Raw genomic sequence first — 23,282 nt, 5'->3', positions numbered from 1 at the left:
TCCTTTTTAATTATAGATTAGAAAGATCTGACGTGCTTACAAGTTGTACAGCGTGAAGTGATGATTGTTGTAGTGAAGCAAGAGCACGTGCTACTTCATATACTTGTCCTAAATCTGCATTTGTTTTCACACGTTTGAATTGCTTGTTCTTAAAAACTGTTTTACCGTTTTTGTCTAATCCTCCGTTTAATACAAGGCGTAAAGTTAAATCCATTACGATTGTTTCAACTGCCATGTTTATCACCCCCTTTCACTTTATAAATAGGGTGTAAATGTCATGTTTTGGCGTGAAATTTTTTCTTTTTTTTGGTACTCTTAAAAGACTAAGAGAGGGGTTTTCGGAAGAATGAATCGTAAATGGTTATTTTGGATTCCTGTATTACTATGGATGGGGATTATTTTCTATTCTTCAGCACAGCCATATAAAAAACAGGATATGCGCTCGGATATTGAGCAATATATAAATGTTGATTTTGTGAAGGAGCATTTTTCATGGGTATCTATCGATTATGGGGGAGGTACACCTGTTAGTATCGCAAATAAAGGTGTAGGTGGATTTGTTGAGTTTTTCCTTCGTAAAGGTGCTCATTTTATGGTGTTCTTTATGCTCGGTTCATTGACGTATTATGCTTTTCATCGATCGGGTTATTCGAGAAAAAGGTGCTTTGCATATGCCCTCCTTTTCGTTGCGGGGTATGCAACATTTGATGAAATTCATCAATGGTTTACGGGAGACCGTACACCGATGTGGCAAGATTCATTGCTTGATACGTGCGGCGGGTTAACAGGAATTATAATAAGCAATTGGTTTTGGAATAGAAAAAGGAGCTAATCTCAGTTAGAGATTTGCTCCTTTTTCATTTATCCCGCTATTTGTGGGAATAGAAAGATCCACCTTATCCCGCATTAACTGCCCGTAAAAGCCTTCACATTATACGCCAAGTAATTCTTTTAGTTCGTCGGTTGATAGTTCGGTCATCCAACTATCGCTTGTAATGACGGCGTTGTTTAATGATTGTTTTCGTTCTAACATTTCATCAATCTTCTCTTCAAGTGTTCCCGTTGTAATAAGCTTATGAACGTGAACGAAGCGTTTTTGACCGATGCGATAAGCACGGTCTGTTGCTTGGTTTTCTACAGCTGGATTCCACCAACGGTCATAGTGAATAACATGGTTGGCAGCAGTTAAGTTTAATCCTGTTCCGCCGGCCTTTAACGATAAGATGAAGATGTCATACGTTCCGTTTTGGAACTGCTCAATCATCTTGTCACGCTCTTTCTTCGGTACGCTCCCGTTTAAGAAGAGGACGCGCTGACCGAATGTTTCTTCTAACATACTTTTTAGCATGTTCCCCATGCCAATGTACTGAGTGAAGATTAAGCAACTTTCATTTTGGTCTTTTATATTTTCGATGAGCTCCATTACCGTTTTTGTTTTCATAGAGCGCTCGACGATATTTTGTGGTTCTTCTTCTTTCAAATAAAGGGCTGGGTGATTACAAATTTGTTTTAGCTTGTTCAGCATAAGTAATATAAATCCGCGTCTTTCAATTCCGCTTAATCCTTCTACATTTTGTAATGTATCTTGAACAAGTTGTTCATATAAGGAAGCTTGTTCACCAGTTAGTGGACAATAAGCTTTCTGTTCTTGTTTATCTGGTAAGTTTAATGCGACCGTTTGATCTTTCTTCGTACGACGCAGTAAAAACGGCGAGATAAACCGCTGAACTTGCTGGATTTTTCCTTCATCGCGGTCCTTTTCAATCGGTGTGACGAAGCGGCGCTGGAATTGTCCTAAGCTTCCGAGATACCCATGATTGATAAAGTCGAAAATAGACCAAAGCTCAGCAAGTCGGTTTTCCATCGGTGTACCGGTTAAAGCAATTTTGTGATTTGCTTGTAGGTTTCTTACTGCTTTCGACTGTTTCGTATGTGGGTTTTTTATATTTTGTGCTTCGTCTAAAATAACAGCGTCCCAGCATAACGTACTAAGTTCTTCTTCATCAAGCTGAGCTAATGCATAAGAAGTTAATATAACATCTGCTGATTGAAGAAAATCTTTAAATGACTCATCCTTAGATCGGTTACTTCCATAGTGTAACTGAACACGTAAGCTTGGTGCGAAACGCTCAAATTCTTTTTGCCAATTTCCAAGGACTGATGTTGGTGCCACAATTAATGCAGGACCTGTTTGGAGATTGTTTTCTTTAGCGTATAGTAAGTAAGTTATCGTTTGAATACTTTTTCCGAGTCCCATATCATCGGCTAATAACGCTCCAAATCCAAGCTTTCGTAAGTATAGTAACCACTCAACACCGTGTTGTTGATACGGGCGGAGTGTTGCTTGTAGCGAAGATGGTACATCTACTTTTGGAATATCTCCAATGTGTAGAAGTTTTTGGAAAAGCTCTTCGTAATATCCATCTAGCTCGATTTCAATATCGGTAAACGGACTATCGTCTTCTACAATTTCTGTTTCTGCCGTATTAGATAAATGTTGCTGCAACACATCTTTCATTTCAAGTCCATATTTATCGGCACGGTGCATTAGTTTTTTTACTTCTTCAATAAAGGCAGGATCAAGTCTCATCCATTGACCATTTAAATTGAAAAGACGTTTGTTTTGTTCAACGAGTTCGAAAAATTCGCTTTCTGATAAATCAATTCCGTCCGTTGAAATGCGCCAGTCGAAATTAACGAGCGTATTCATGCCGAAGAAAGACTGTGTTTGTGCTGTACTTTGCTTCAGCTGTACACGCAACCTCGGTTTTGTTGCTTTTAAATTTTGCCACCATGATGGTAGTAAAATTGTAATACCTGCTGCCAGTAATTCATTACTTGCTTCGGTTAAGAAGTTCCAAGCTTCCGTTTCAAAGAGTTCTTCTCGGAACTTGTCGTCCTCTTTTAGCCACGGTACGAGCTTACTGAATCCTTCTTGTGTTTCAAGGATACGTTCTTCGTAATCGTGCCATCGTTTTGGTAAGGAATCGATACTTTCATATACATATATGCGATGTGCACCACGTTTTGGTGTAACGATTGTTTCAAGCTTCCACATTTCAAGTTCTTCTTGCGGTTCTTGTAGTCTTAAGCCGACTGTAAATGGAAGGTCATCTTCAATGTAACCAATTTTTCGAAGCCAATCCTCTTCATGTAGTGCTGCTTCCAATTGCCTTTTCGTAAAGTCGTAATGTTCGTATAGTCTCTTTGCATCTTCCCATCCGTCATTTGAGCGAGCATCTTGCAAAATACTTTCGTTCACAGCGGCAGAGAAAAGAGATGCTAACATGTCATCTTCAATTGAAGTATTCTGAACTTTCCAAGATGGCTGCTGAGACCAATGCTTCATGTCAGGTGCGAAGCTGCCGCTGACGAAAGCGTCCCATAATTCACTTGCGTCCTTTGTAAGTGCCGTAATAGGACCGTTCATTTGCATATTTGCAAATGAATTCATCGGTTTATTTGCGATGTATTCAAATGCCTGTGCATTCGTTAACATAACGCCTTGTTTTCCCTCATACGTTGCTTCTTTTAAAAACGTTCCGTAGAAAGAAGTAGAGTGCCATGCGAATGCATTTTTTTTCCAAGTTGCTACGGATAAGAGCGTACCGCTATCATCTTCTCCCCAAAGGAACCAACCTTGACTAACGTGCTGGAGCCTAATTGTTACTTCAGTTTGTATGATCATCGATTAATTTTCCTCTCCGTAATTCCTCTTGTAGTGCACGCAGACGTGAATGTAAGTTAGCGATATGAATAATGAAAGCATCCCATTCATCAGTTCGCTTCAGTCGTTTATAAAGCATACGTAATTTCTTTAAGTAACGAACGGCACGTTTATATGATTTGCGATTTCGCTCTTCAATTGCTTCCATTGCGGCATGGTGATAAAGAGGAAGTGCTGCTTCGGGCGCTTCTTTTTCAATATCTTTCAATGGTTCTTTCAAAAGTTCGATTACTTCGAATCCATATAAGAGCTGAAGTTCCGTCCATGCATGGTATTGTTTCTTCGCAAGTACATATTGTTCATAATTTGTGAAACTATACGGTAATAGTTCTTGTAAAATCATTTCTAATCCCGCTTGTTCATTCGTATGTGTTGCATATGTCTCATACATCATCACAAATAATCGAACGATATCTTGTATGAAGACGGTATTTTCTTGTTCCGTTATCGTTTCTTTTACTTGTTTATAAGTAAAGGAAAGCCAATCTTTCCCGCGGTCCCACTCCATCGCACTTAATAGCTCTTCTAACCAATAGAAGTAAAGGCTCACAACAGAAGAAGGTTGTTTTTCCAGTAATTCCATTGCCGATACATCTTCACCGTTTAAAAAGAGCAGGTGAGAAGATGCTAATGCTTTGGAAAGTGGATTGATTTTAGTATCGATTCGTTTTTTTTCTTCTTGTAGCTGCTCCTCTGTTCTTAACAGTTCACCCCATACGTGACGATAAATGAAGAATCGCTCTTGTGTATAGGCATCGGTAGAGAAGAATGCTTCATGTATGAGCCGCGCTGTTTCTTCTAAAATCGGTTTGGATTCTTCTGGAATCGCCTCTGTTTTTAGGTCCCTAACGGTAGATTCAACTTTATCAACGAATAGGCGAACGACGTTAACTGGTTGGTGATAAGAATATAGTTTGTTTGCTTCAAATTCTTGAATTTCTTCTAATAATTTTTGAAAGCAATAAAGTGCCGCGTGCAACTTAAATAATTCATGAATAGCAACGATGCGCGGAGCTTTCCGTTCTAATTTTGTATAGAAGTCTGTAAAAAGACTCATAAGAAAATACATTTGTTTATAAGTGAGCCGCGCTTGTTCTTTTTTAAATGATTCATATTCATTTTCAAAGTATGTTTGCCAACTTTTATAATCCATTTCTTCAAAAGCTGATGATTGCAATACTTGTCGTGCAGTTCGAATAGGAGGAAGAGAAGGTTTTGTATTATTTTTGAATAAAGTTAATACATCTCCTACTTGCCCAAAACTAGAAGCTGCAGATAGTAACACAGCAAGCATATGCTGACATTGCGTCGGCGCGAAGCAATCGCAATAGCTTTCAGTGACATTACGAATCGGGATGTGAACGCTATATACACTGCCTTCAGCATTTACAGTTCCGGATAGCGTATAGCCATCAAAGTCAACGTTATAGACAACACCACTACGATATAGGTGCCGAGCTGTAGCGACATGCTCTTGATCAGCAACTTGCTGTGGATCAAGCCCTTGAACGAACTCATTCGCAATCATCATAATTTCATCTTTCGTAATTGAGTCTTGCAGCATAATATTCCTCCGTACACAGATTTCTTTCCTTTACCATTATAAACAAAAAATGCTCAAAACAGAAAAAATGAAATTCTAATTACACAATTAGAAAATCATGGTAATATATATAATGTTAATTTTGTATATTACTATGTAATTAAAAGGAGAGAATTTGTTTGTCAGATTTACAATCGAAGTTTGGTAATGGCATGAATAAGTTGCAAGAGGGAATTGAGCAAGGAAAGATGAAGTTGCAAGTAGCACAGGAAATGGCGCAATTAAAGAAGATTACACAAGAGAAGTTACAAGAAAAAACTGAAATTTTACTTGAACTTGGTCAAACGGTATATATGCAACTTCGTGATGATGAAGTTCGAATAGATTTGTTGAAAGCTATTGTAGCACCAGTGCAAGAGCTTGATGTTGCTATTTATAACACGCGCAGACAAATTTCTAATTTACAGAGACAAGAACAAAAAGGACAGTGTAGTTGCGGTGGTCCATTATCATTAAATGATAAATTTTGCGGGCAGTGCGGTAAAGAAAATGAGTTACTCCTTCAATCAAAAAATATTGAAAAAGAAGCATGTTCTTCATGTGGTGAACAAATTGCAACGGAAGCTACATTCTGTCCAGCATGTGGTATGAAGCAAAGTAAGGAGTGAGGAACATGTATTGTAAAATTTGCGGTTTAGAACAGCCGGAGGCAGTAAACTATTGTACACATGACGGCTCAAGTACGGATAGTATAGATAGCCATGTTATGTTAGTCCCGCAATCTTCGAAGTATTGCCGAACATGTGGACAGGAAAGTAAAGAATATGCTACATATTGTGAGAAATGCGGTGATTCTTTATTAGGAGTCGCCCAAAAAGAATCGAACATGAAATTACCAAATGCAGGAGCGCAATTACATGTAAATGTATCAGGAAGTATGCTGAAAAAAGGATTATTCGGTGGTGCTTTTGCAATTGTATGTATGTTCATTGCAGGCTTCATTGGCAGTTTAATAATAAATTCTGCTATAAATGATGTAGTGGAGACAGCGGTTAGAAATACGGATGGTATGTTGAATATGAATACCATTAATCAATCATTTATTGGTATAGCACCATTAATTTTAATGTGTCATTTAATAGGTATTGAAATTAGCGGGAGCGGGGCATACACGATGTCATTCCTTCTTCATATGCCATTATTCATCTTGGTAACTATTCCGGCACTTATATTAGGTGGAAGTGGATTTTTTGTTGAAAGAAAAAAACCTTCAATTAGTTGGCGAGAGAAGTTCATGACATCATGTGTAATTGGCATGATATACGGTATTTTCTTATGTATTGTAAGCTTTATGGCAAGTTCTTCTACATCTATTTCTTATTTCTATCAAACGATGACTATTGATGTTGTATATTCTCATGTTGTTAGTTTATTGTTTGGTATTATATTTGGCCTATTATTCAGCTTTATTGGTATGAGTATTGAAGCAGGACCACATCGTATGCTTTCTTCTACTAGTCAGTTTGTCCCGTATGTAACGTCTATTTATTATAGTATAGTGACTGTTTTGAAAGGACTACTTATTACATTTGGTATTATACTTATTACGATTTTATTTAGTAGTTCAAAATCAATGGGTCCAATTGATTTTCCAGAGAAGGCGTATAAAGTATTACTTTCTTTAGAAGCAACACCTTTCATGTGGAATATGGCCCACCTTTCTCCAACTGAAATTGAGTGGGGAAATATGGAGAGAGAAATGCATAGATATTCAGTCGAAAAAGGGCCACTGCATGTATCGTATATGTCAGGCATATCAATACAGGGTACGTCTTTAAAAGACCTGGAAATCGCTAATGGTGCTAGTGCTGATCGTATAAAAGATATTGATGATTTTAATTCGTATTTACATTGGTGGGGATTATTAATTCTTCTACCATGTATTCTACTAGTTAGGGCTGGAATGAAATTGGCTCAATATCGTATGCGAAATATGTACGTAACTATAGCAGTGTTTAGCGCTGTTTATACAGTGATGATGATTTGTGTAAATGGATTAGCAAAAATTCATATTACAGCCTCAGGAAGTAAGGAAATTATGAAGGAGTTCGCTGGAATTTCTGGACCGATATTATCTATTCAAAGTAACACGCTATATTTAATAGTAGGTAGTTTTCTTATTTCTTACGTATTAACATTCGCGGGTATGAAATTAGTAAAAAAATAAGGGGGAGAAATACTTGAAGTTTTGTGGAACATGCAATAAACAAGTTGCGGATCATTTGAACTTTTGTCCTGATTGCGGAAGTAAAGTAGAAGAAATTGCTGATCAAACAGCTTCTTCTCATTCAGAAATGCGGAGAGAAACAAAGCCAGTGAAAAGTAAGAAGAACATGTTTTTACTTATAGGTTTTGTCATTGTTTTTGCTATTTTATTTGGCGCATATAAATTCGGTGCGAGCAAGTTTTCGAAGGAAAAGCAAGTAAATGCAATGATTGAAGCATTCCAAAGTAAAGATGTGAATGCAATCGATGAGATTTTGAAAGTGGACGATCCAACCTTAAAGGTTAAGACAGAAGATATTAAGGCGTATATCCGTTATTTAAAAGAAAATCCTTCTTATAATAAAGAACTGTTATCATATTTGCAAAGAGAGACAGTAGATCAAAAGTTAGCAAGTGATAAAGCATCTTTTAAAGATGGGAAAATTATAGAAGACGGGAAAGAATGGTTCTTGTATCCGAAGTATAAGTTCAGCATGAAATCGTATTACATGAATGTTAGCACAACTGCAAAGAATGCTGAAATATATGTGAATGATAAAAAAGAAACAGAGCTTTCTAGTGATAAAACTTCGAAAGAATTAGGTCCATACTTCCCGGGTGCTTATGTTGTAAAGGCAAAGGCGAAGACGGAACTTGCTGAATTAGAGACAGAAAAAGAAGTGGATTTAGCAGATGAAAAGAATGGGACAGTAGAAGTGAATTTATCACTTGAAGGAAATTATGTAACCATTTCATCTGATGAAAATGATGCAACTGTATTTGTTAATGGCAAGAAACGTGGAAAGTTAAATTACGGAAGTTATAAACTTGGTCCTGTACCGACGGATGAAACGGTAGAAGTACATTTAGAGAAAAACGCTGAATTTGGTGTGATGAAATCTGAAAGTATTAAAGTTGGAGATCAAAGTACATATTACTTAAAGTTCCCAAAAGAAGCTTCTAGTTCAGCAGTTGGAGATTTTGTACAAAATCATATTTATAATAACGTACGTGCAATTGCATTAAACGATTTTAGTTTAATTGAAAATGATTATGATAAGAGCGGGAAATCGTATAAGGAAGACCGTGATTACTTACAATATCTACAGAAAAAAGGCATTACAGAAGATTTATTGACAATGAATATTCGCAATGTAGAACGTCAAAGTGCGACGAAATATAAAGTAACGACATATGAAGAATATCATATTCGTTACGGTGATGGCTCTGTAAAATTCAAGAGCTTTAATAATGACCATATCGTTACTGTTAATGGAAATGGAAAGATATTGTACCATTCTCTTGGAGCGAATAATACGCTGAAATCAGAGGAAGTATCTGGTCCGACTCGTTAATATAAGAAAGAGGCTGTTCAATTTTGAACAGCCTCTTTCTTTAGGTAGCTTGCCGCTATTGTCAATCTTTATCGGTAAATCGATATTCCATGTTGAACCGTTGATATAATTTTCTCTACTCGTGTTCATGAAGGGAAAGTAAAAAGGATATCACCTAGTTGGAAAATTCTACTAGGTAATATCCTTTTTTGCAATTAGAAGCGGGCTTCCTTTAATATCGCTTGTACATATGTATCATTTAATATTTGCTTTATGAGGGGTAGCATTTCTTGCTCGAATGGAATATCAATAGGGAATGGCTTTTGAGAGCCTGGTTTTATTCCGTATTGTACGAGTTTGTAATGTGTATTTTCTTCAGACTTGAGCACAATTAATTTATAGCGATTGTCATCGTTTGTTAGTGAGAAGTCAATTGCGATTGCATCATATGTTACATCATTTTTATATATGTACGGCTTTGGTGTACCGACCCAGTCTACCTTAGCTTGTAAATTCATGGACGTCACCTCCTTATATGTATTATATAAAAAATAAAAGCCAGCTCTCAATAAAGAGAACCGGCTATAATTTAGCAGTCATTGGTTATTTTAAAATTTTCACTTTAACAGTTTTGCGTCCCCATTTTTGAGCAGCGCTATCTGATCCAAGTAGGATGTCGATACGGTTACCTTTAATTGCACCGCCAGTATCTCCAGCGATAGCTTCTCCGTAACCTTCTACCCATACTTTAGATCCTAATGGGATTACTTTCGGGTCAACAGCGATCATTTTCATGTTTGGGTTCGCTGTTAAGTCATGACCCATTGCAGTTAATACACGGCCGCCGTATGTGCCACCGTTTTCACTTGGGTGAGCTGTATATGCCGTAGCTACAACTGTTAACTCACGACCACCAGAAGGTGTGTTAGTCTCAGCAGCTTTCACAGCAGGCTTAGCAGCTGGTTTTGCTTGTGCTGCAGGTGCTTGAGCTTTAGCTGGTGCTACAGTTTTAGCAGGAGCAGGTTGTTCTTGTTTCTCGATAACAGGTGCTGTACCTGTTAAGAAAGGAACGTGAACATAAGCTGTTTTCCCGTTATATTCAAATTGTAACCACTCATTTTGTACTTGGTTCGTTGTTTCGATCATATCGTCTTTCTTAAGCGTTCCAAGAATTTCTGAGTTTGTGTTCGCTTCAGCACGTACATTTAATACGTTAGCTGTTACATAGTAAGAGTTCTTTGTAAACTCTGCACTTACGAATGCGTCTTTACCATCTAATTTGATTTGTGACCATCCGTTTTCTGTATTTAGAACATCTAATTTATGACCATTCTGTAATTTACCGACAACTTTTGATTCAGTAGTAGGGTTTTCTCGTACGTTTAGTACGTCTGTTGTTACAACAGTTTCTGCATTAGCAGATGCGGTGAAAATCCCAAGACCAAAAACTGCTGCTGTTGCTATTCCAATTAATTTTTTCATGATAGCCTCCATTGCGTTTGTTTTCGTGTCCTCATTATAGCAACAGATTTTTTCGGATTTTGGGAAAACACACAATTACAAACCATTCGTAATAAGTCGTTAACACTTTGTAATATAGCTAGAATGAGAGGAAAGCGTTTTTCATTCCATATAATTAGTAGGTTTCTAGTTATATTCAAAATATTTAATACAACATATTTTTTTCGGTGTAAATAAAAATATTACAGAGGTGTTACATAATGATTACTATACAGTTACATCCCTTGAGTATTTTACCGTTTTATGGGTAATATAGTTATATAAACATAAACATCTCGTTTGTGAAGTTATAAACACGCGCTATATACTAGCAAAAAACCGCATAATTGTTACAAGAAGAAAGGGTTGTAAAGAATAAATCTGCCCTTTTTTAAAACTGTAACACATCCTTTTTTGGGAAAATCTCTTCCCATCCGCATTTTTCTCACACAATTTGACAGTAGTATTCCAATCTTATAGCTCTTGCAGAGTGGAAAGGTTGTACGGAAGGTAAGGCTGTCCATAAGAACTCTAATTGGTGAAGGCAAACTTGAGAGAGCCGAAAGAAAATCACCACAAAAAACTATGGTTTTCTATCCGATTTAACATATCGGAATTTATGATTTTTACAAGAAATGAAACATACGAAGGGGGATTTGATGAGGAAACTGACGAAAACATTTATTGTCTCATTAACATTATGTATTGCATTTACACTTTGGGGGATTATTCCCGAATCTATTATTGGAAAAGGTAGCCTAGGAAATGTAACGACTGTAATTCAAGCTGCGTTAGTTAGTAAGTTTGGATGGTTCTATATTATTTCCGTTTCTATTTTCTTAGGAATTGCTATTTTCTTAATTGTTTCTAAGTACGGTTCGATTCGTTTAGGTAAAGATGATGATGAACCTGATTATAGTTATATGACATGGTTTGCTATGTTATTTAGTGCCGGTATGGGAATCGGTTTGGTTTTCTGGGGCGTCGCAGAACCGATGAACCATTTATACACACCTCCGTTTGGAGAGAGTGCGACTGAAGAGAGTGCACGCCTTGCACTTCGTTTCTCATTTTTCCATTGGGGATTACATCCGTGGGGATTATATGCACTTGTAGCATTATGTATTGCGTATTTTACATTTAGAAAAGGAAGAGCAAGTACAATTAGTGCGGCGGTCGGTCCGCTATTTAAAGGCGGTGAACATGGCCGTATTGCCCATATGTTTGATGTTCTAGCTGTATTTGCGACAGTATTTGGTGTGGCGACATCATTAGGACTTGGGGCAAAGCAAATTGCGGGTGGTGTTAGTTATTTAACATCCATTCCAAACTCATTACCAACGCAGCTAGTAATCATCGGAATTGTAACTGTTCTTTATATGCTATCTGCGCAAACGGGACTCGATAAAGGAATTAAATATTTAAGTAATGCGAATATTATTTTAGCGTTTGCACTTATGATAATTGTATTATTTGCAGGTCCAACAAACTTTATTATGAATTATTTCACTTCAACAATCGGTTCATACATTCAAGAATTGCCAAGTATGAGTTTCCGTTTAAGTCCATTAAATGAAGGCGGAAATCAATGGATTCAGTCATGGACAATTTTCTACTGGGCATGGTGGATTGCATGGTCACCATTCGTAGGTACGTTTATTGCTCGTGTGTCACGCGGGCGTACAATTCGTGAATTTGTTGTTGGTGTGTTACTCGTACCAACAGTAATTGGTGCGCTTTGGTTCTCTGTTTTCGGAGGAACAGGTATTCACATGGAGCTATTTGATGGTGCAAATATATATGGACAAATTAAAGAAATGGGCACAGAAGTAGGATTGTTTGCTATGTTAGACCAAATGGGTAGTATGGGACCGGCTTTATGTGTGTTAGCCATTTTACTTATTTCAACATTCTTTATTACATCGGCAGACTCTGCTACGTTTGTTCTAGCGATGTTAACGACACATGGTAGCTTAAACCCACCAAATCGTATTAAAATGGTTTGGGGCATTGTTCTAGCGGCGTTAGCTTCGATCTTATTGTATGTCGGAGGATTAGAGACGCTGCAAACTGCGTCGATTATTGCGGCCTTCCCGTTCGTATTTGTTATTTTCTTTATGATTGCAGCACTATTTAAAGAGTTGCAAAAAGAAGGACGTATGAAACAACATTAATAATAGAAGAAAAAAATTCTGTATATATAAATAGTATTAGGACTGCCGACATTCGGCAGTCCTTTTTCACTGTTCTATACCATTGTAGGAAAAGCATTACTTTGTTGCGGAATACTATAGATATCGGTAATTTAAAAAGAAAAATCGATATAGTTCGACATTATCCGATATTTTACACATTATATTCATATTTTTGACAAAAATATGTCGGAAATGTGTTGTCACTTTTATGTATATGTGCTATATTATTTCCTGTAAGCGATTTCAAATAGTTTTAAAGCGCATTCAAGGGGGACAACTAGAATAATGAAACGTTACGAAAGAAAGTGGAAGCATATTTGTTTGAAACGTGTGGCACATCGAAATGCCCAAGAAAGCACGGAACCAAAGACTGAAACTCGTAAAGAGCATCAAGAGAAGCAATTGGTTCTACAAAAATAGCAATCACTTTTTCGTATATAAATGAAGGTCGATCGTTCGTTGGGGGATGGACGTGAAATAACTTTCAGCTAAGGGGTATTGTCTGATATATATAGTATTACGGTAAAAAATAAGCACAGAGCATACGGCGCTCTGTGCTTATTTTTTAATGAAATCTATTTTTCTTTTTTAAATCGTACTGTTTTATCCCAACCAATTACTTGTTTCTTGCTCTTTGCACGTAAGTAAAGAATGAGACTGCGAATAAACAAATACGTAAAGAGCTGTGCGTACGTAAAGTACATAATGACGCTTATGAAAATATTGGTCGGTGTAAAGGTTCGTTCGACGCTCTGAGCACTAAATAATTGAGAAACATATGTAATATATGCGACATACCACATAAATAGTAATGGAATGCTATATTGAATTTGGAATATGCCGAGCAGTCCAATTATAAACCAAACGTTTGAAATGATTAGGAATAGCCAAAATACGACATACACTAAAACTTGTTGTAAGGAATGGACGAGAAGTTTCCCTTTAAAAAAGCTTAATGAAGAAAACATTTTTTCTAAAATGTATAAGTTTCCTTGAAGCCAACGTGTCCGCTGTTTTATAAGAATTTTTAAATGTTCAGGTTCTTGTTCCCATGTAATTGATTCCGGGACGATTGGTAAGAGATAGCCCTTTTGGGTAATTCTTAATGTTAATTCAGCATCCTCTGCAATTGCATAAGGATCATAGCCGCCAAGTTCTTCTAATGCGGAACGACGAAGAAGCATGTTTGTTCCGGTTAGTGAACCTGTTTGGAATAATAGCCAGCGTCCAGATTGCATAAGGAGCTGGAAAATCTGAAATTCTAATGAAATCATTCGTGTAAGCCAGTTTCTTTTCTCATTTACTGTACGAACATGTCCAACTGCTCCAACGGCATCCTTTGTTGTTTCAGCATGTTCTACGAGCATTCGCAGTGCATGTGGTTCAGGTTGATTATCTGCATCGTAAACACAGAAATATTCACCATCCGAAATGCTAAGGCCGTAGTTTAATACACGCGATTTTCCTTTCGGTTCGCCAGGTGGTACACGAATGTGATGAATATGAGCATAAGCTTTGTCGAAATCATCGCCAATTTCAGGTGTTTCATCTTGAGAGTTATCGTTTAATAAATAAACGTTTAGTTTGCCTGGGTATTCAATCTTTGCCATTGCTTCTAATGTATCTTTAATAACAACCCCTTCATTATGGGCAGGTATTAAAATATCTACACTTGGATAATGTTCTAGCGTACGATCTTTTCGTTTACTATTTCGATGAATTAAGCCTGCGAGTGTTAAGAGAGAGTAGTAAACGAGTAGGCCTGAGAATAGAAAGGCCGTAAAAATAAGTACATATTTGATTGAAAATGTGATGCTAATCCAAAATACGAGTACGCAGAACAGAAGGAATAAAAGGAGTATAACGAGTGTCATCATAATAATGTCTGTCCTTTTGTCGTGATTTGTTCTCGTTTTATTTTAATGTCTTGAATTGCTTCAGCAGCAAGCCATTGCTCCATTTTTGGATGTAGACGGTTCATTACAATGTCAGCACCGGCTTCATTTGTATTTTGTAATAAAATGACTAATGTGTTGCTGTCATATTCAGCAGCAAGGTCAAAGTCAGCTCTGACTGTATCAACTAACAATGAAGCTACACGATCCATGACACTTTCCTTCGTATATTTACTAAAGGAAGTGAAATCAAAGAAAATGATAATGCCTGTTTCATTACGACGATTCATCGCAGTTGTTAATAAAGCTTGTCGTCTTTCGAATTCTTGTCTTGTTAATACTTTTGATTCTCCAATGTATTGCTCGAGCACTCTCACTCGTTCAGTTAACTCTTTATTTTTAAGGATAACCTTTTTTAATAGATGGGTTGAAATATAAACAATGAAGAAGTTAGCTGCCATCAGGAAGTGGGTAATAATATATTCCCATTGATCTGATGTACTCCATAAGTGAAGCCACGCTTGATAAAATAAATAGAATACTGAAATGATTGTTCCCAGTATGAAGAAAATAAATGCTGTTTTATCAGGTAAAAATAGGAATAGTACATTTATGATGACATATATAATTGTAAAAATGAGCGCGTGCTCATATTTCGTCACATGTACAGTAGTAAAATAAAATAAAATTTGTAAAATCCACATAGAGAGGACTTTATAGGACTTATCTTTCACGAAACGTTCCTCCTTAAAGCTAATTCGTGCTGGATATTTGTAGTATGCACAATTATTAAGAAATGGACCATGTAGCTGGAAGTCTTTTTTTAGCGAGCGACATCAGGTAGTATCCCTCTTGTACAAGAAAAAATAAACAGACATACTAATTATTGTAACATAGCGTCTATACATCTATACATAAAGTATTTAGTATATACGAAAATTATATTTATGTTATATAAAAAAGCCTCCTCTTTAAAAGAGGAGGCTTTACATGAGTTTATAGGAACATCATACCTGCGACTGCTGCGTTTAAGAAGTTCGCTAGTGTACCAGCGATAACTGCTTTAATCCCTAATTGTGCAATTTGTTTACGGCGAGTAGGAGCTAACGTTCCTGTTACACCTAATTGAATTGCGATAGAAGAGAAGTTTGCAAAACCACAGATTGCGAAAGTTAAAATCATATTTGTTTTTGCAGAGAACTCTGCCATGTGTGGTCCTAAGTTTGCATATGCAACGAATTCGTTGATTGCAAGTTTTTGACCGATAAAGCTTGCTGCTTGGATAGCTTCACCTGGAGAAACCCCGATTAAGATTGCAAATGGTGATAATAAGTAACCGAAGATTAAATCAAGGCTAAGTTTAATATCGAACCAAGAACCAACCCATCCTAATAAGCCATTTAATAAAGCGATTAATGCAATGAAGGCCATTAGCATTGCAGCTACGTTAATAACAAGTTGTATACCTTCAGATGCACCGCGTGCAGCTGCATCGATAACGTTTGCGTCTTCACGCTCTGTTGAAAGTTGAACATTATTATCTACTTTTTCTGTTTCTGGCATAATTAGTTTTGCAATTAATAAACTTGATGGAGCTGCCATAATTGCAGCTGCTAATAAATGTTCTAACGGAATACCCATTGCTGCATAGCCGACAAGAACTGATCCGGCAACAGCGGTCATACCACTTACCATAATAGTGAAGAATTCACTGTTAGTTAAACGTGCTAAGTATGGTTTAATTAAAATTGGTGCTTCTGTTTGTCCTAAAAATACAGTTGTTACTGCATTTAAGCTTTCTGCCTTAGAAGTTCCAAGAAGTTTACTTAATGCACCACCAACGATACTAACAAATTTCTGCATAATACCTAAGTAATATAAGATTGCAACTAATGAACTAATAAATACAATTGGAAGTAGTGCTTGAATAACGAAAACAAATCCCCAAGGGCCTTTTGCGTTGACTAAATCCCCAGCAACGAACCTAATTCCCTCGTAAGAAAAATTAATTAATCCTTGAACGCCGTCAGCAGCAACTTTTAAGCCTGCTTTTCCAGCATCCCATCGCAATACGATAAATGAAAATGTCATTTGTAATGCTAGCGCGATTAAAATTGTGCGCCAATTAATAGCTTTGCGGTTAGAAGATAGTAAGAAAGCAATTGCTAATACTCCAATCACGCCGCCAATTCCCCATAAAACATTCATGCAGTGTATGCTCCTTCCTCATAGTAAAAAGTGTATAAACCAGTTGTCTATACTTTTGCGAATATAACATCTTAAGTAACTTATCATAATGGACATCGGAGGTCAAACGTCTAACGAAAAGTTTAAATAAAAAGAAAATTCTTTGAAAAAACACATATAAAATGAATAGACATGAAATAGGTTATGTTTTTTGTTGAAATATATTCATTATGATAACGTTTTGGGCAATTTCAGTAGAATATAGTGTATGAAATAGGAGAATGAACGCATAATTTTTTCGTAGAGAGAATGAAAGGGGATTACTATGTTGAGTCTTTTAAAAAGAGCCTTCTAGTAAACTAGAAGGCTCTGAAACTATAACTTAAGGTGCTTTCGTATAACCTAAGAAATGGCTTTTCCAATAAGAGTTGTTTAATGAAGCGATTGCTACACCTTTATCTCCAGATTGGATGAATGATCCCCCGCCAAGGTAGATACCCATGTGAGAAGGACCTGCTTTATAAGTATTTTGGAAATAAATTAAGTCACCTGGTTGTGGAGTTGAAGTTTTTGATAAGCTGCTCCAATATCCAGCAACACTTTGGCGGCTAATGTTATGACCAAATTTCTTAAATACGTGGTAGATGTAACCACTGCAGTCAACACCATTAGCAGAAGTACCGCCCCAAACGTATGGTACGCCTTGCATAGATTTCGCGTATGCAAGTAGAGAAGAACTGTCACCGCTATTATTATTGTTATTGTTGTTATTATTTTGATTGTTATTTTGGTTGTCGTTAGGCTTATTATCTACTGCGCCACCAACTGGTGTTTTAGATAGGAAACGTGTTCCGATGTAACCAGTTTGACCGTTGTAGTTAATTTTGCTCCATCCAGAGTTTTCAGAGATTACTTGAACCTTCTGTCCTTGTGGAAGTGCGCCTATGATTCTATAATTTGTACCTTCGCCGCTACGTACATTTAGTGCAGAAGCATTAATGTAGTAGTCACCAATTACACCTTGTTCAGGTTGTTTTGGCTGCTCAGGAGTAGCAGTGCCACCTTTGACGAATTTTACAAATTCGCTACTAACATAGCCTGTTTTTCCTTGGTAGTTTACTTTAAACCAGCCGTTTTCAGATCCGACTACGTTTAATGTTGTGCCATTTAACACGCCGCCAATTACACTATGGTAAGCAGCAGGGCCTGTACGAACACGTAGAGATGTTGCGTTAACAACGTAAGTACCACCAGTTTGAATAGTTCCATTATTATTTTGCTCTTGGTTGTTACCTTGATTGCCGTTTTCGTTAGAACCGCCTTTTTTTACGTAGTCCTTGCTTAAGTAAGCTGTTTGTCCTGCGTAATTGATTTTGAACCAATCTTGAACTTCGCCTACAACTTGTACTACTTGTCCTTGTTTAACAGAACCTACAGTTGGATGAGAAGTGCTAGGACCTGTACGAACGCGAAGGGAAGATACATTTACTGTATAGTTTCCACTTGCTGGTTGAACAGTTGCTTCATTGTTACTATTGTTGTTATTGCTTGTAGAGCCAGTATTTGAAGAAGCGCCTGATACAAATTGGCTACTAACATAACCAGTTTGTCCGTTATGGTTGATTTTCACCCAACCATTTTCTTCTCCAATTACGTTTAAAGTTTGTCCTTCATATACACGTCCTGAAACAGAACTAGAAGTGTTAGGAGCTGTACGTACACGTAATACATCAGCAGTAACTTTATTGTTTCCACCTGTGCTTACATTGTTATTCGTTGCTCCGTTTTTTGATACAAACTCGCCACTAACAAAACCAGTTTGTCCATTAACGTTAATTTTGAACCAACCATTTTCTTCTCCAATTACGTTTAATGATTGACCATTATAAACGCGAGAGATGACGTCGTGAGAAGTACTTGATCCTGCACGAACATGTAGTACGCTAGCATTCACCGTATATGATGAATTGTTTGATGCGGAAGCTTGGACAGTTTGTGTAGCAGCTTTTTGTGTATTTTGTTCAGGGGCAGCTTGAACACTATCAAGTGTAGGAGCTGCTCCTCCTGCTACAGACACTGCCGCAAGACCGGCAAGGTATTTTTTCATAATTTGTCGATTCCTTTCTGTCTGTAATGTAGTGAAGAAATATTTACCAACTGTTAAAAATTCTAAAGAGCATGTCGATTACTGTCAAGACTTATGTGGTAATCTGAATATGACAAAAAGGTTACAAAAAAAATCAAGGTATAAATCTGCACCTTGATTTCCATTTAAATACATATGTTTGATGTGGAAAATGAGAAGATTATTCGTATTTAGGAAGATGTGCTGTTGGATTTTAAAAGGCTTTGAGAAAATGACCTTTGTAGTAATTTGGTGATAGGGCCAACTTGACCATCTTGAACGCAGTTCCATCGAGATGGGTCATCGGTAAAATTTCAATAGTCGTTCCCGTAAAGAAGCATTCATCTGCTTGATAAACATCGCGAACGCTGAAAAGCTCTTCCTTTACAGGAAGTTGAAGAGTGTTAGCTAAAGAAAGGACGTACTGACGAATAATGCCGTTTAAAATAAGGTGATTGGCTGGATGCGTATACAGTGTTCCGTTTTTTATAAGAAAGAAGTTAGAGTGGCTACCTTCAGTTACAATACCATTTCGTACGAGAAGTGCTTCTTTACAACCTTTGCGTTCAGCTTTCGTATAAGCTAATACATTTGGTAATAAATTTAACGATTTAATATCACAGCGGAGCCAGCGTGTATCAGGTTCTGATATAGCACGTACACCGTATTCAATCCATAAAGATGGTCTTTCTTTTTTTGAAATATAAGCATAGATTGTCGGAGATATGTCATATGAAAATGCATGTGCTCGAGCTTGTACACCACGAGATACTTGTAAGTAAATTGTTCCGTCTTCGTGGAAATTATTGTTTTCAATTAATTTGTAGAGTAAGATGATGAGTTCGGCTTTTGAGAAAGGAAGTGATAATTCTATTTCTTCAAGGGATCGATATAATCTTGTTAAATGTGGGTCTAATAAGTGAAAGTTTCCGTTATAAAGGCGAATAACTTCATAGACGCCATCACCAAATTGTAAACCTCTTTCTTCAAGTTCTATGTACGCGCGATGTTTTGTTGTATCAATAACTGCATCATTCCATAGTACAAATCTTTCGTATGCCAATTTTCGTCCCATCCTTTCGTTAGTACATGAATAAAAATCACTATAGTAATTTTTATGTAAGCAATTCTCTACATATGACGTATATGTATTTGTAAATCACAGAGAAGTAGTGGTGATTTATCCTACATTAACTGCCCGTAAACGCCCGATTGGTGAGGGCTAATAATCAGTGGGGGATGAACAAAACACCCACTGATTAAAGTTTCACTTTATAGCATTTTGTATATACAAATTCGGAAATGAGAAATAAGAATCCTGCTTTTTGAAAAAAAAAAGCAACATTCGTATGGAATGCTGCACAAGGAGGGTAGCTATCATTCATAGGGACATCGTCTTTAAAGGTTTCATTTATGCAAACAAAACACTTGGAAAGACAATTATAAGAAAGTTGAAAACAAATGATGCACACATTTCTCTAAGGGATCTTATTGAAGATGAGAGATAAGAAATATGTGGAACCTTGTTTACATATTTTATTATAAAGATGTTTCGTTAATGTGGTGTAAATATTAGGTGAAGGTTATGTAATTTTAAAGTTAATGTATAGAAGAATTTGTAGAGAGGAAAATAAAAAAGAGGCTGAGATTACTCAGCGCTCTTCTTTTCTTCTTTAATAGCCGTTTTTACTTCGCCAGTTTTGATCTTATTGCTTTCAGAGAAGCGAAGTAAGTCGCCTTCAATAATTTTGTCTGACATATTTAGCTCGTTTTGTGCACGATCAATAAGTGGTTGAGCTTCTTCTTTCGGTAACTGCAGAACTTCACCAGTGTGGCGATCGTAGAATGTACTGTTCGTGTACATGTACTTATCTGTAACGAAGCTACCGTCACGAAGAACAACGAATCCTTTATTTTCTGGTGAGAATACATCATGACCGAATTGAATTTGATTCGTAGAATCTACACCAAGTAAGTTTAGAATTGTTGGCTTAATGTCAATTTCACCAGTTGGTTTTGAAATTGTTTTACCTTCTTTTTGACCTGGAACGTGAATAAACATCGGTGTTTTTTGTAAGTTCATATGGTCAAATGTAGTGATTTCTTCTTTTCCTAAGAACTGTGCCATTGCACGGTTATGGTTTTCAGAAATACCATAGTGATCACCGTAGAATACGATAACTGAGTTGTCGTAAATACCCTCTGCTTTTAGACGCTCAATAAAGTGTTTCATTGCTTCGTCTAAATAGCGAGCAGTTACCATGTAACGGTCAAATACGCCATCACCAGAATTGTATTCATCGATTAATTTCGTACTGTCATCATAAGTGAATGGGTAATGGTTTGTTAAAGTAAGGAAGCGAGTATAGAACGGTTGCTTCACTTGTTTTAACATATCGATAGATTGATCGAAGTATTCGATATCTTTTAATCCCCAATTTAATTTTGTTTCTGGCGTAATTTTGTAGTCAAGCTCGTTGTAGTAACGATCATAACCAAGTGCCGGATACATAATGTTACGGTTCCAGAACGTTGCGTTATTCGCGTGGAATACTGATGTGTGATATCCTTGCTGACGCAAAATTTCTGGAGTTGCTGTATATTCGTTATTACCGTGTGTGAAGAATACAGCACCACGGTCTAGTGGATACATTGAAGTATCTACTAAGAATTCAGCATCAGACGTTTTACCTTGCCCAGTTTGATGGAAGAAGTTATCGAAGTAATAACTTTCTTTCGCAAATTGGTTTAGGAATGGTGTAACTTCTTGTCCGTTAACTTGCGCACCAATTAAGAATGTTTGTAATGATTCAAGAGAGACAACAATTACGTTTTTCCCTTTTGCAGTACCAAACATATTTGGATCTGGTTTACTTTGTGTTGTTTTCACGTAGTTTTCTGTTTCTTGTAATTTACTACCATCAGCAAACGCTTTTTGTGAACTTGATTTTGCTTGTAAGCCAAGATCGTATGCTTGGTGTACATATAATCCTAAGTTTTTAACAAGCATAACGCGGTCGAATGAACGTGTTAATAGTTCTGGACGCTCAGCTTCTGCAAATCCTAGGTTTACGCAGAAAATAGCAACCGTTGACACGAAGTATAGGGAACGCATCGGACGCGCTACACGTTCTGTCGGTGCAAAATCTTTCTTCTTCTTCAATAGAACGAAGAATACGATAATATCCGCAAATGCAAGGATGATTTTGTAGTTAAATAATTCTTTCACACTAGAACCTAAACTTCCGAAATTAGACGTTTGTCCTAGTACTGGTAAAGTAACGAAGTCATTGTAGAATCCGTAGAACATTACGTTACCAACAAGAATGAACGTTAAGATAAAGTTAATTCCTAGTGCTATATAGTTACGTTTTTTCCCTTTTGCAAATAATGCAAGACCCACAAACAGTAATGATGCTGCTAATGGACTAATGAATAAAATGAATTCTTGCATGAAAGATTCAAGTTTTAAATCGAAGCTAGTGCGTGTAATGATGTAGGATTTTAGCCATACGGCCAAAGCTACGAATAAAGTAAAACGCACATTTTGAAATTGTGATTTCATGGTTTCTTTCATTCATTTCCACCCTTTCTCTATCAGGCTTGGTCGATTTTGGAGCGAAAAATGTTAAAATAAAAAATACATAGTTTTCTTGGCCATAATTAGAGTTTCTATATTCACCCATATACGACTTTAACTATGCATACCCTTTTTGGTTTCTTGTGCTGCTCATAAGCATAACGTCATTTCTGTATTATACAACAAAATTCATTTCTGAGAAACACTATAACATTTTACATTTTTTGTATGTGATTTGTCACTACCAGAGAAAACTTTAACATTCGTTTATATGCCCGTCAACTAGAAAATATAACAAAAATAGAAAAGAATGTTAAGCGGAATTGAAAGTTTTTTGGTTGAGAAATATGTAATAGAAATCTTTAAGTGGTTGTCTAGAAAACTATTATATGAAGGAAAATATGAAAAAATAAACGAACACTTGTTCTTTTTAGTTTTGTTTGTTACAATGAAATTTCATTGATAGATTATGTGTAATTTTGATGAACTTTTACTGATAACATAACATATTGTAGCTTATTTCTTTTGAAAATAGGGAGGCTTTTGAATGAAACAAAAATTTTCAGTTGAAGCGTTTTGGAAGAAAATAAAACATGTTGCGAAGCAGGCAGGGCAGTCGGTAATCTATGCGAGTTTATTGTTGTTTTACGTGTTGCAAAGACCGGATGTTCCAAAACGAGTGAAAATTATTGTAATCGGAGCACTTGCTTATTTCATTGCACCGATTGATGCCATTCCAGATTTCATTGCTGGAGTCGGTTATACGGATGATTTAGGTGCGTTAATGGCCGCACTATTACAAGCATCGATATACGTAAATGAAGATGTGAAAGATAAGGCACGAGTGAAGTTGGCAGAATGGTTTGGTTCGGATATAGACACATCATTTATCGATCAAAAATTAGATCAATAGGTGAGAACTGTCATAGGA

The 23,282-nt window shown here is 36.7% G+C and carries 17 protein-coding genes and 1 pseudogene; 7 read left to right on the top strand and 11 right to left on the bottom strand.

Annotated elements, in window-relative coordinates:
- Positions 1 to 10 precede the first annotated feature (10 nt).
- Positions 11 to 235, bottom strand: a complete 225-nt coding sequence (locus MHH66_RS26100; protein WP_078184850.1) for a DUF1659 domain-containing protein — start codon at positions 233 to 235, stop codon at positions 11 to 13.
- A 111-nt stretch (positions 236 to 346) separates the two neighbouring features.
- Here MHH66_RS26100 and MHH66_RS26095 point away from each other — a divergent pair, with 111 nt between their 5' ends.
- The gene (locus tag MHH66_RS26095; RefSeq protein WP_063219416.1) at positions 347 to 832 is read left to right on the top strand and encodes a VanZ family protein; all 486 of its coding nucleotides are present in this window, start codon (positions 347 to 349) and stop codon (positions 830 to 832) included.
- Positions 833 to 931: 99 nt separating this feature from the next.
- On the opposite strand, the gene MHH66_RS26090 is transcribed toward MHH66_RS26095, so the two are convergent.
- On the bottom strand, positions 932 to 3,688 hold the full coding sequence (locus MHH66_RS26090; protein ID WP_002129993.1) for a DEAD/DEAH box helicase: 2,757 nt from the start codon (positions 3,686 to 3,688) through the stop codon (positions 932 to 934).
- Entirely contained in the window at positions 3,672 to 5,291 is a 1,620-nt protein-coding gene (locus MHH66_RS26085) for an SWIM zinc finger family protein (protein WP_063219415.1), read from the bottom strand. Before MHH66_RS26085 ends, MHH66_RS26090 begins: the two co-directional genes overlap by 17 nt.
- A 158-nt stretch (positions 5,292 to 5,449) precedes the next feature.
- Between MHH66_RS26085 and MHH66_RS26080 the strand changes: the two genes are divergently transcribed.
- From MHH66_RS26080 to MHH66_RS26070, 3 genes are read left to right on the top strand one after another with little or no spacing between them, the layout of a single operon-like run.
- Positions 5,450 to 5,938: a zinc ribbon domain-containing protein gene (locus MHH66_RS26080; RefSeq protein WP_002034798.1), complete on the top strand. Its 489-nt coding sequence runs from the start codon at positions 5,450 to 5,452 to the stop codon at positions 5,936 to 5,938.
- A 5-nt stretch (positions 5,939 to 5,943) separates the two neighbouring features.
- On the top strand, positions 5,944 to 7,497 hold the full coding sequence (locus tag MHH66_RS26075) for a hypothetical protein (protein WP_078184849.1): 1,554 nt from the start codon (positions 5,944 to 5,946) through the stop codon (positions 7,495 to 7,497).
- A gap of 13 nt (positions 7,498 to 7,510) precedes the next feature.
- Complete coding sequence (locus tag MHH66_RS26070) at positions 7,511 to 8,890, top strand: zinc ribbon domain-containing protein (protein ID WP_063219413.1); 1,380 nt, start codon at positions 7,511 to 7,513, stop codon at positions 8,888 to 8,890.
- Between the two features lie 194 nt (positions 8,891 to 9,084).
- On the opposite strand, the gene MHH66_RS26065 is transcribed toward MHH66_RS26070, so the two are convergent.
- Positions 9,085 to 9,387, bottom strand: a complete 303-nt coding sequence (locus tag MHH66_RS26065) for a DUF3910 family protein (protein ID WP_063219412.1) — start codon at positions 9,385 to 9,387, stop codon at positions 9,085 to 9,087.
- A gap of 85 nt (positions 9,388 to 9,472) precedes the next feature.
- Complete coding sequence (locus tag MHH66_RS26060) at positions 9,473 to 10,351, bottom strand: cell wall-binding protein EntA (protein WP_063219411.1); 879 nt, start codon at positions 10,349 to 10,351, stop codon at positions 9,473 to 9,475.
- Between the two features lie 677 nt (positions 10,352 to 11,028).
- Between MHH66_RS26060 and opuD the strand changes: the two genes are divergently transcribed.
- The gene (gene opuD / locus MHH66_RS26055; RefSeq protein WP_078184848.1) at positions 11,029 to 12,543 is read left to right on the top strand and encodes a glycine betaine transporter OpuD; all 1,515 of its coding nucleotides are present in this window, start codon (positions 11,029 to 11,031) and stop codon (positions 12,541 to 12,543) included.
- 306 nt (positions 12,544 to 12,849) lie between these two features.
- Positions 12,850 to 12,984, top strand: coding sequence for a hypothetical protein (locus MHH66_RS26050; protein WP_002068447.1), 135 nt, complete (start codon positions 12,850 to 12,852; stop codon positions 12,982 to 12,984).
- A gap of 155 nt (positions 12,985 to 13,139) precedes the next feature.
- On the opposite strand, the gene MHH66_RS26045 is transcribed toward MHH66_RS26050, so the two are convergent.
- The 6 genes and pseudogenes from MHH66_RS26045 to MHH66_RS26020 all read right to left on the bottom strand — a co-directional run bounded on the left by MHH66_RS26045 (position 13,140) and on the right by MHH66_RS26020 (position 22,348).
- Positions 13,140 to 14,441 carry a glycosyltransferase family 2 protein gene (locus tag MHH66_RS26045; RefSeq protein ID WP_002129979.1) on the bottom strand — a complete coding sequence of 434 codons (1,302 nt, stop codon included), beginning with the start codon at positions 14,439 to 14,441 and terminating at the stop codon, positions 13,140 to 13,142.
- Positions 14,438 to 15,193: a diguanylate cyclase gene (locus tag MHH66_RS26040; RefSeq protein WP_078184847.1), complete on the bottom strand. Its 756-nt coding sequence runs from the start codon at positions 15,191 to 15,193 to the stop codon at positions 14,438 to 14,440. Before MHH66_RS26040 ends, MHH66_RS26045 begins: the two co-directional genes overlap by 4 nt.
- 262 nt (positions 15,194 to 15,455) lie before the next feature.
- Positions 15,456 to 16,667 (bottom strand): NupC/NupG family nucleoside CNT transporter, encoded by a 1,212-nt coding sequence (locus MHH66_RS26035; protein ID WP_002016182.1) that lies wholly within the window; start codon positions 16,665 to 16,667, stop codon positions 15,456 to 15,458.
- A gap of 361 nt (positions 16,668 to 17,028) precedes the next feature.
- Positions 17,029 to 18,753 (bottom strand): C40 family peptidase, encoded by a 1,725-nt coding sequence (locus MHH66_RS26030; RefSeq protein WP_078184846.1) that lies wholly within the window; start codon positions 18,751 to 18,753, stop codon positions 17,029 to 17,031.
- Positions 18,754 to 18,962: 209 nt separating this feature from the next.
- A pseudogene (locus MHH66_RS26025) lies at positions 18,963 to 19,834 on the bottom strand (D-amino-acid transaminase).
- A 585-nt stretch (positions 19,835 to 20,419) separates the two neighbouring features.
- A complete protein-coding gene (locus tag MHH66_RS26020; RefSeq protein WP_002129972.1) occupies positions 20,420 to 22,348 on the bottom strand; it encodes an LTA synthase family protein in 1,929 nt (642 codons plus the stop codon).
- A 550-nt stretch (positions 22,349 to 22,898) separates the two neighbouring features.
- Between MHH66_RS26020 and MHH66_RS26015 the strand changes: the two genes are divergently transcribed.
- On the top strand, positions 22,899 to 23,264 hold the full coding sequence (locus tag MHH66_RS26015) for a YkvA family protein (protein ID WP_002016186.1): 366 nt from the start codon (positions 22,899 to 22,901) through the stop codon (positions 23,262 to 23,264).
- Positions 23,265 to 23,282: the final 18 nt, after the last annotated feature.

Origin of the sequence: Bacillus sp. FSL H8-0492 (assembly GCF_038006145.1) — a bacterium.
Classification (GTDB): domain Bacteria; phylum Bacillota; class Bacilli; order Bacillales; family Bacillaceae_G; genus Bacillus_A; species Bacillus_A mycoides.
Note: the sequence above shows the minus strand (reverse complement) of the source record. Positions and strands in the feature narration are given on the sequence as shown.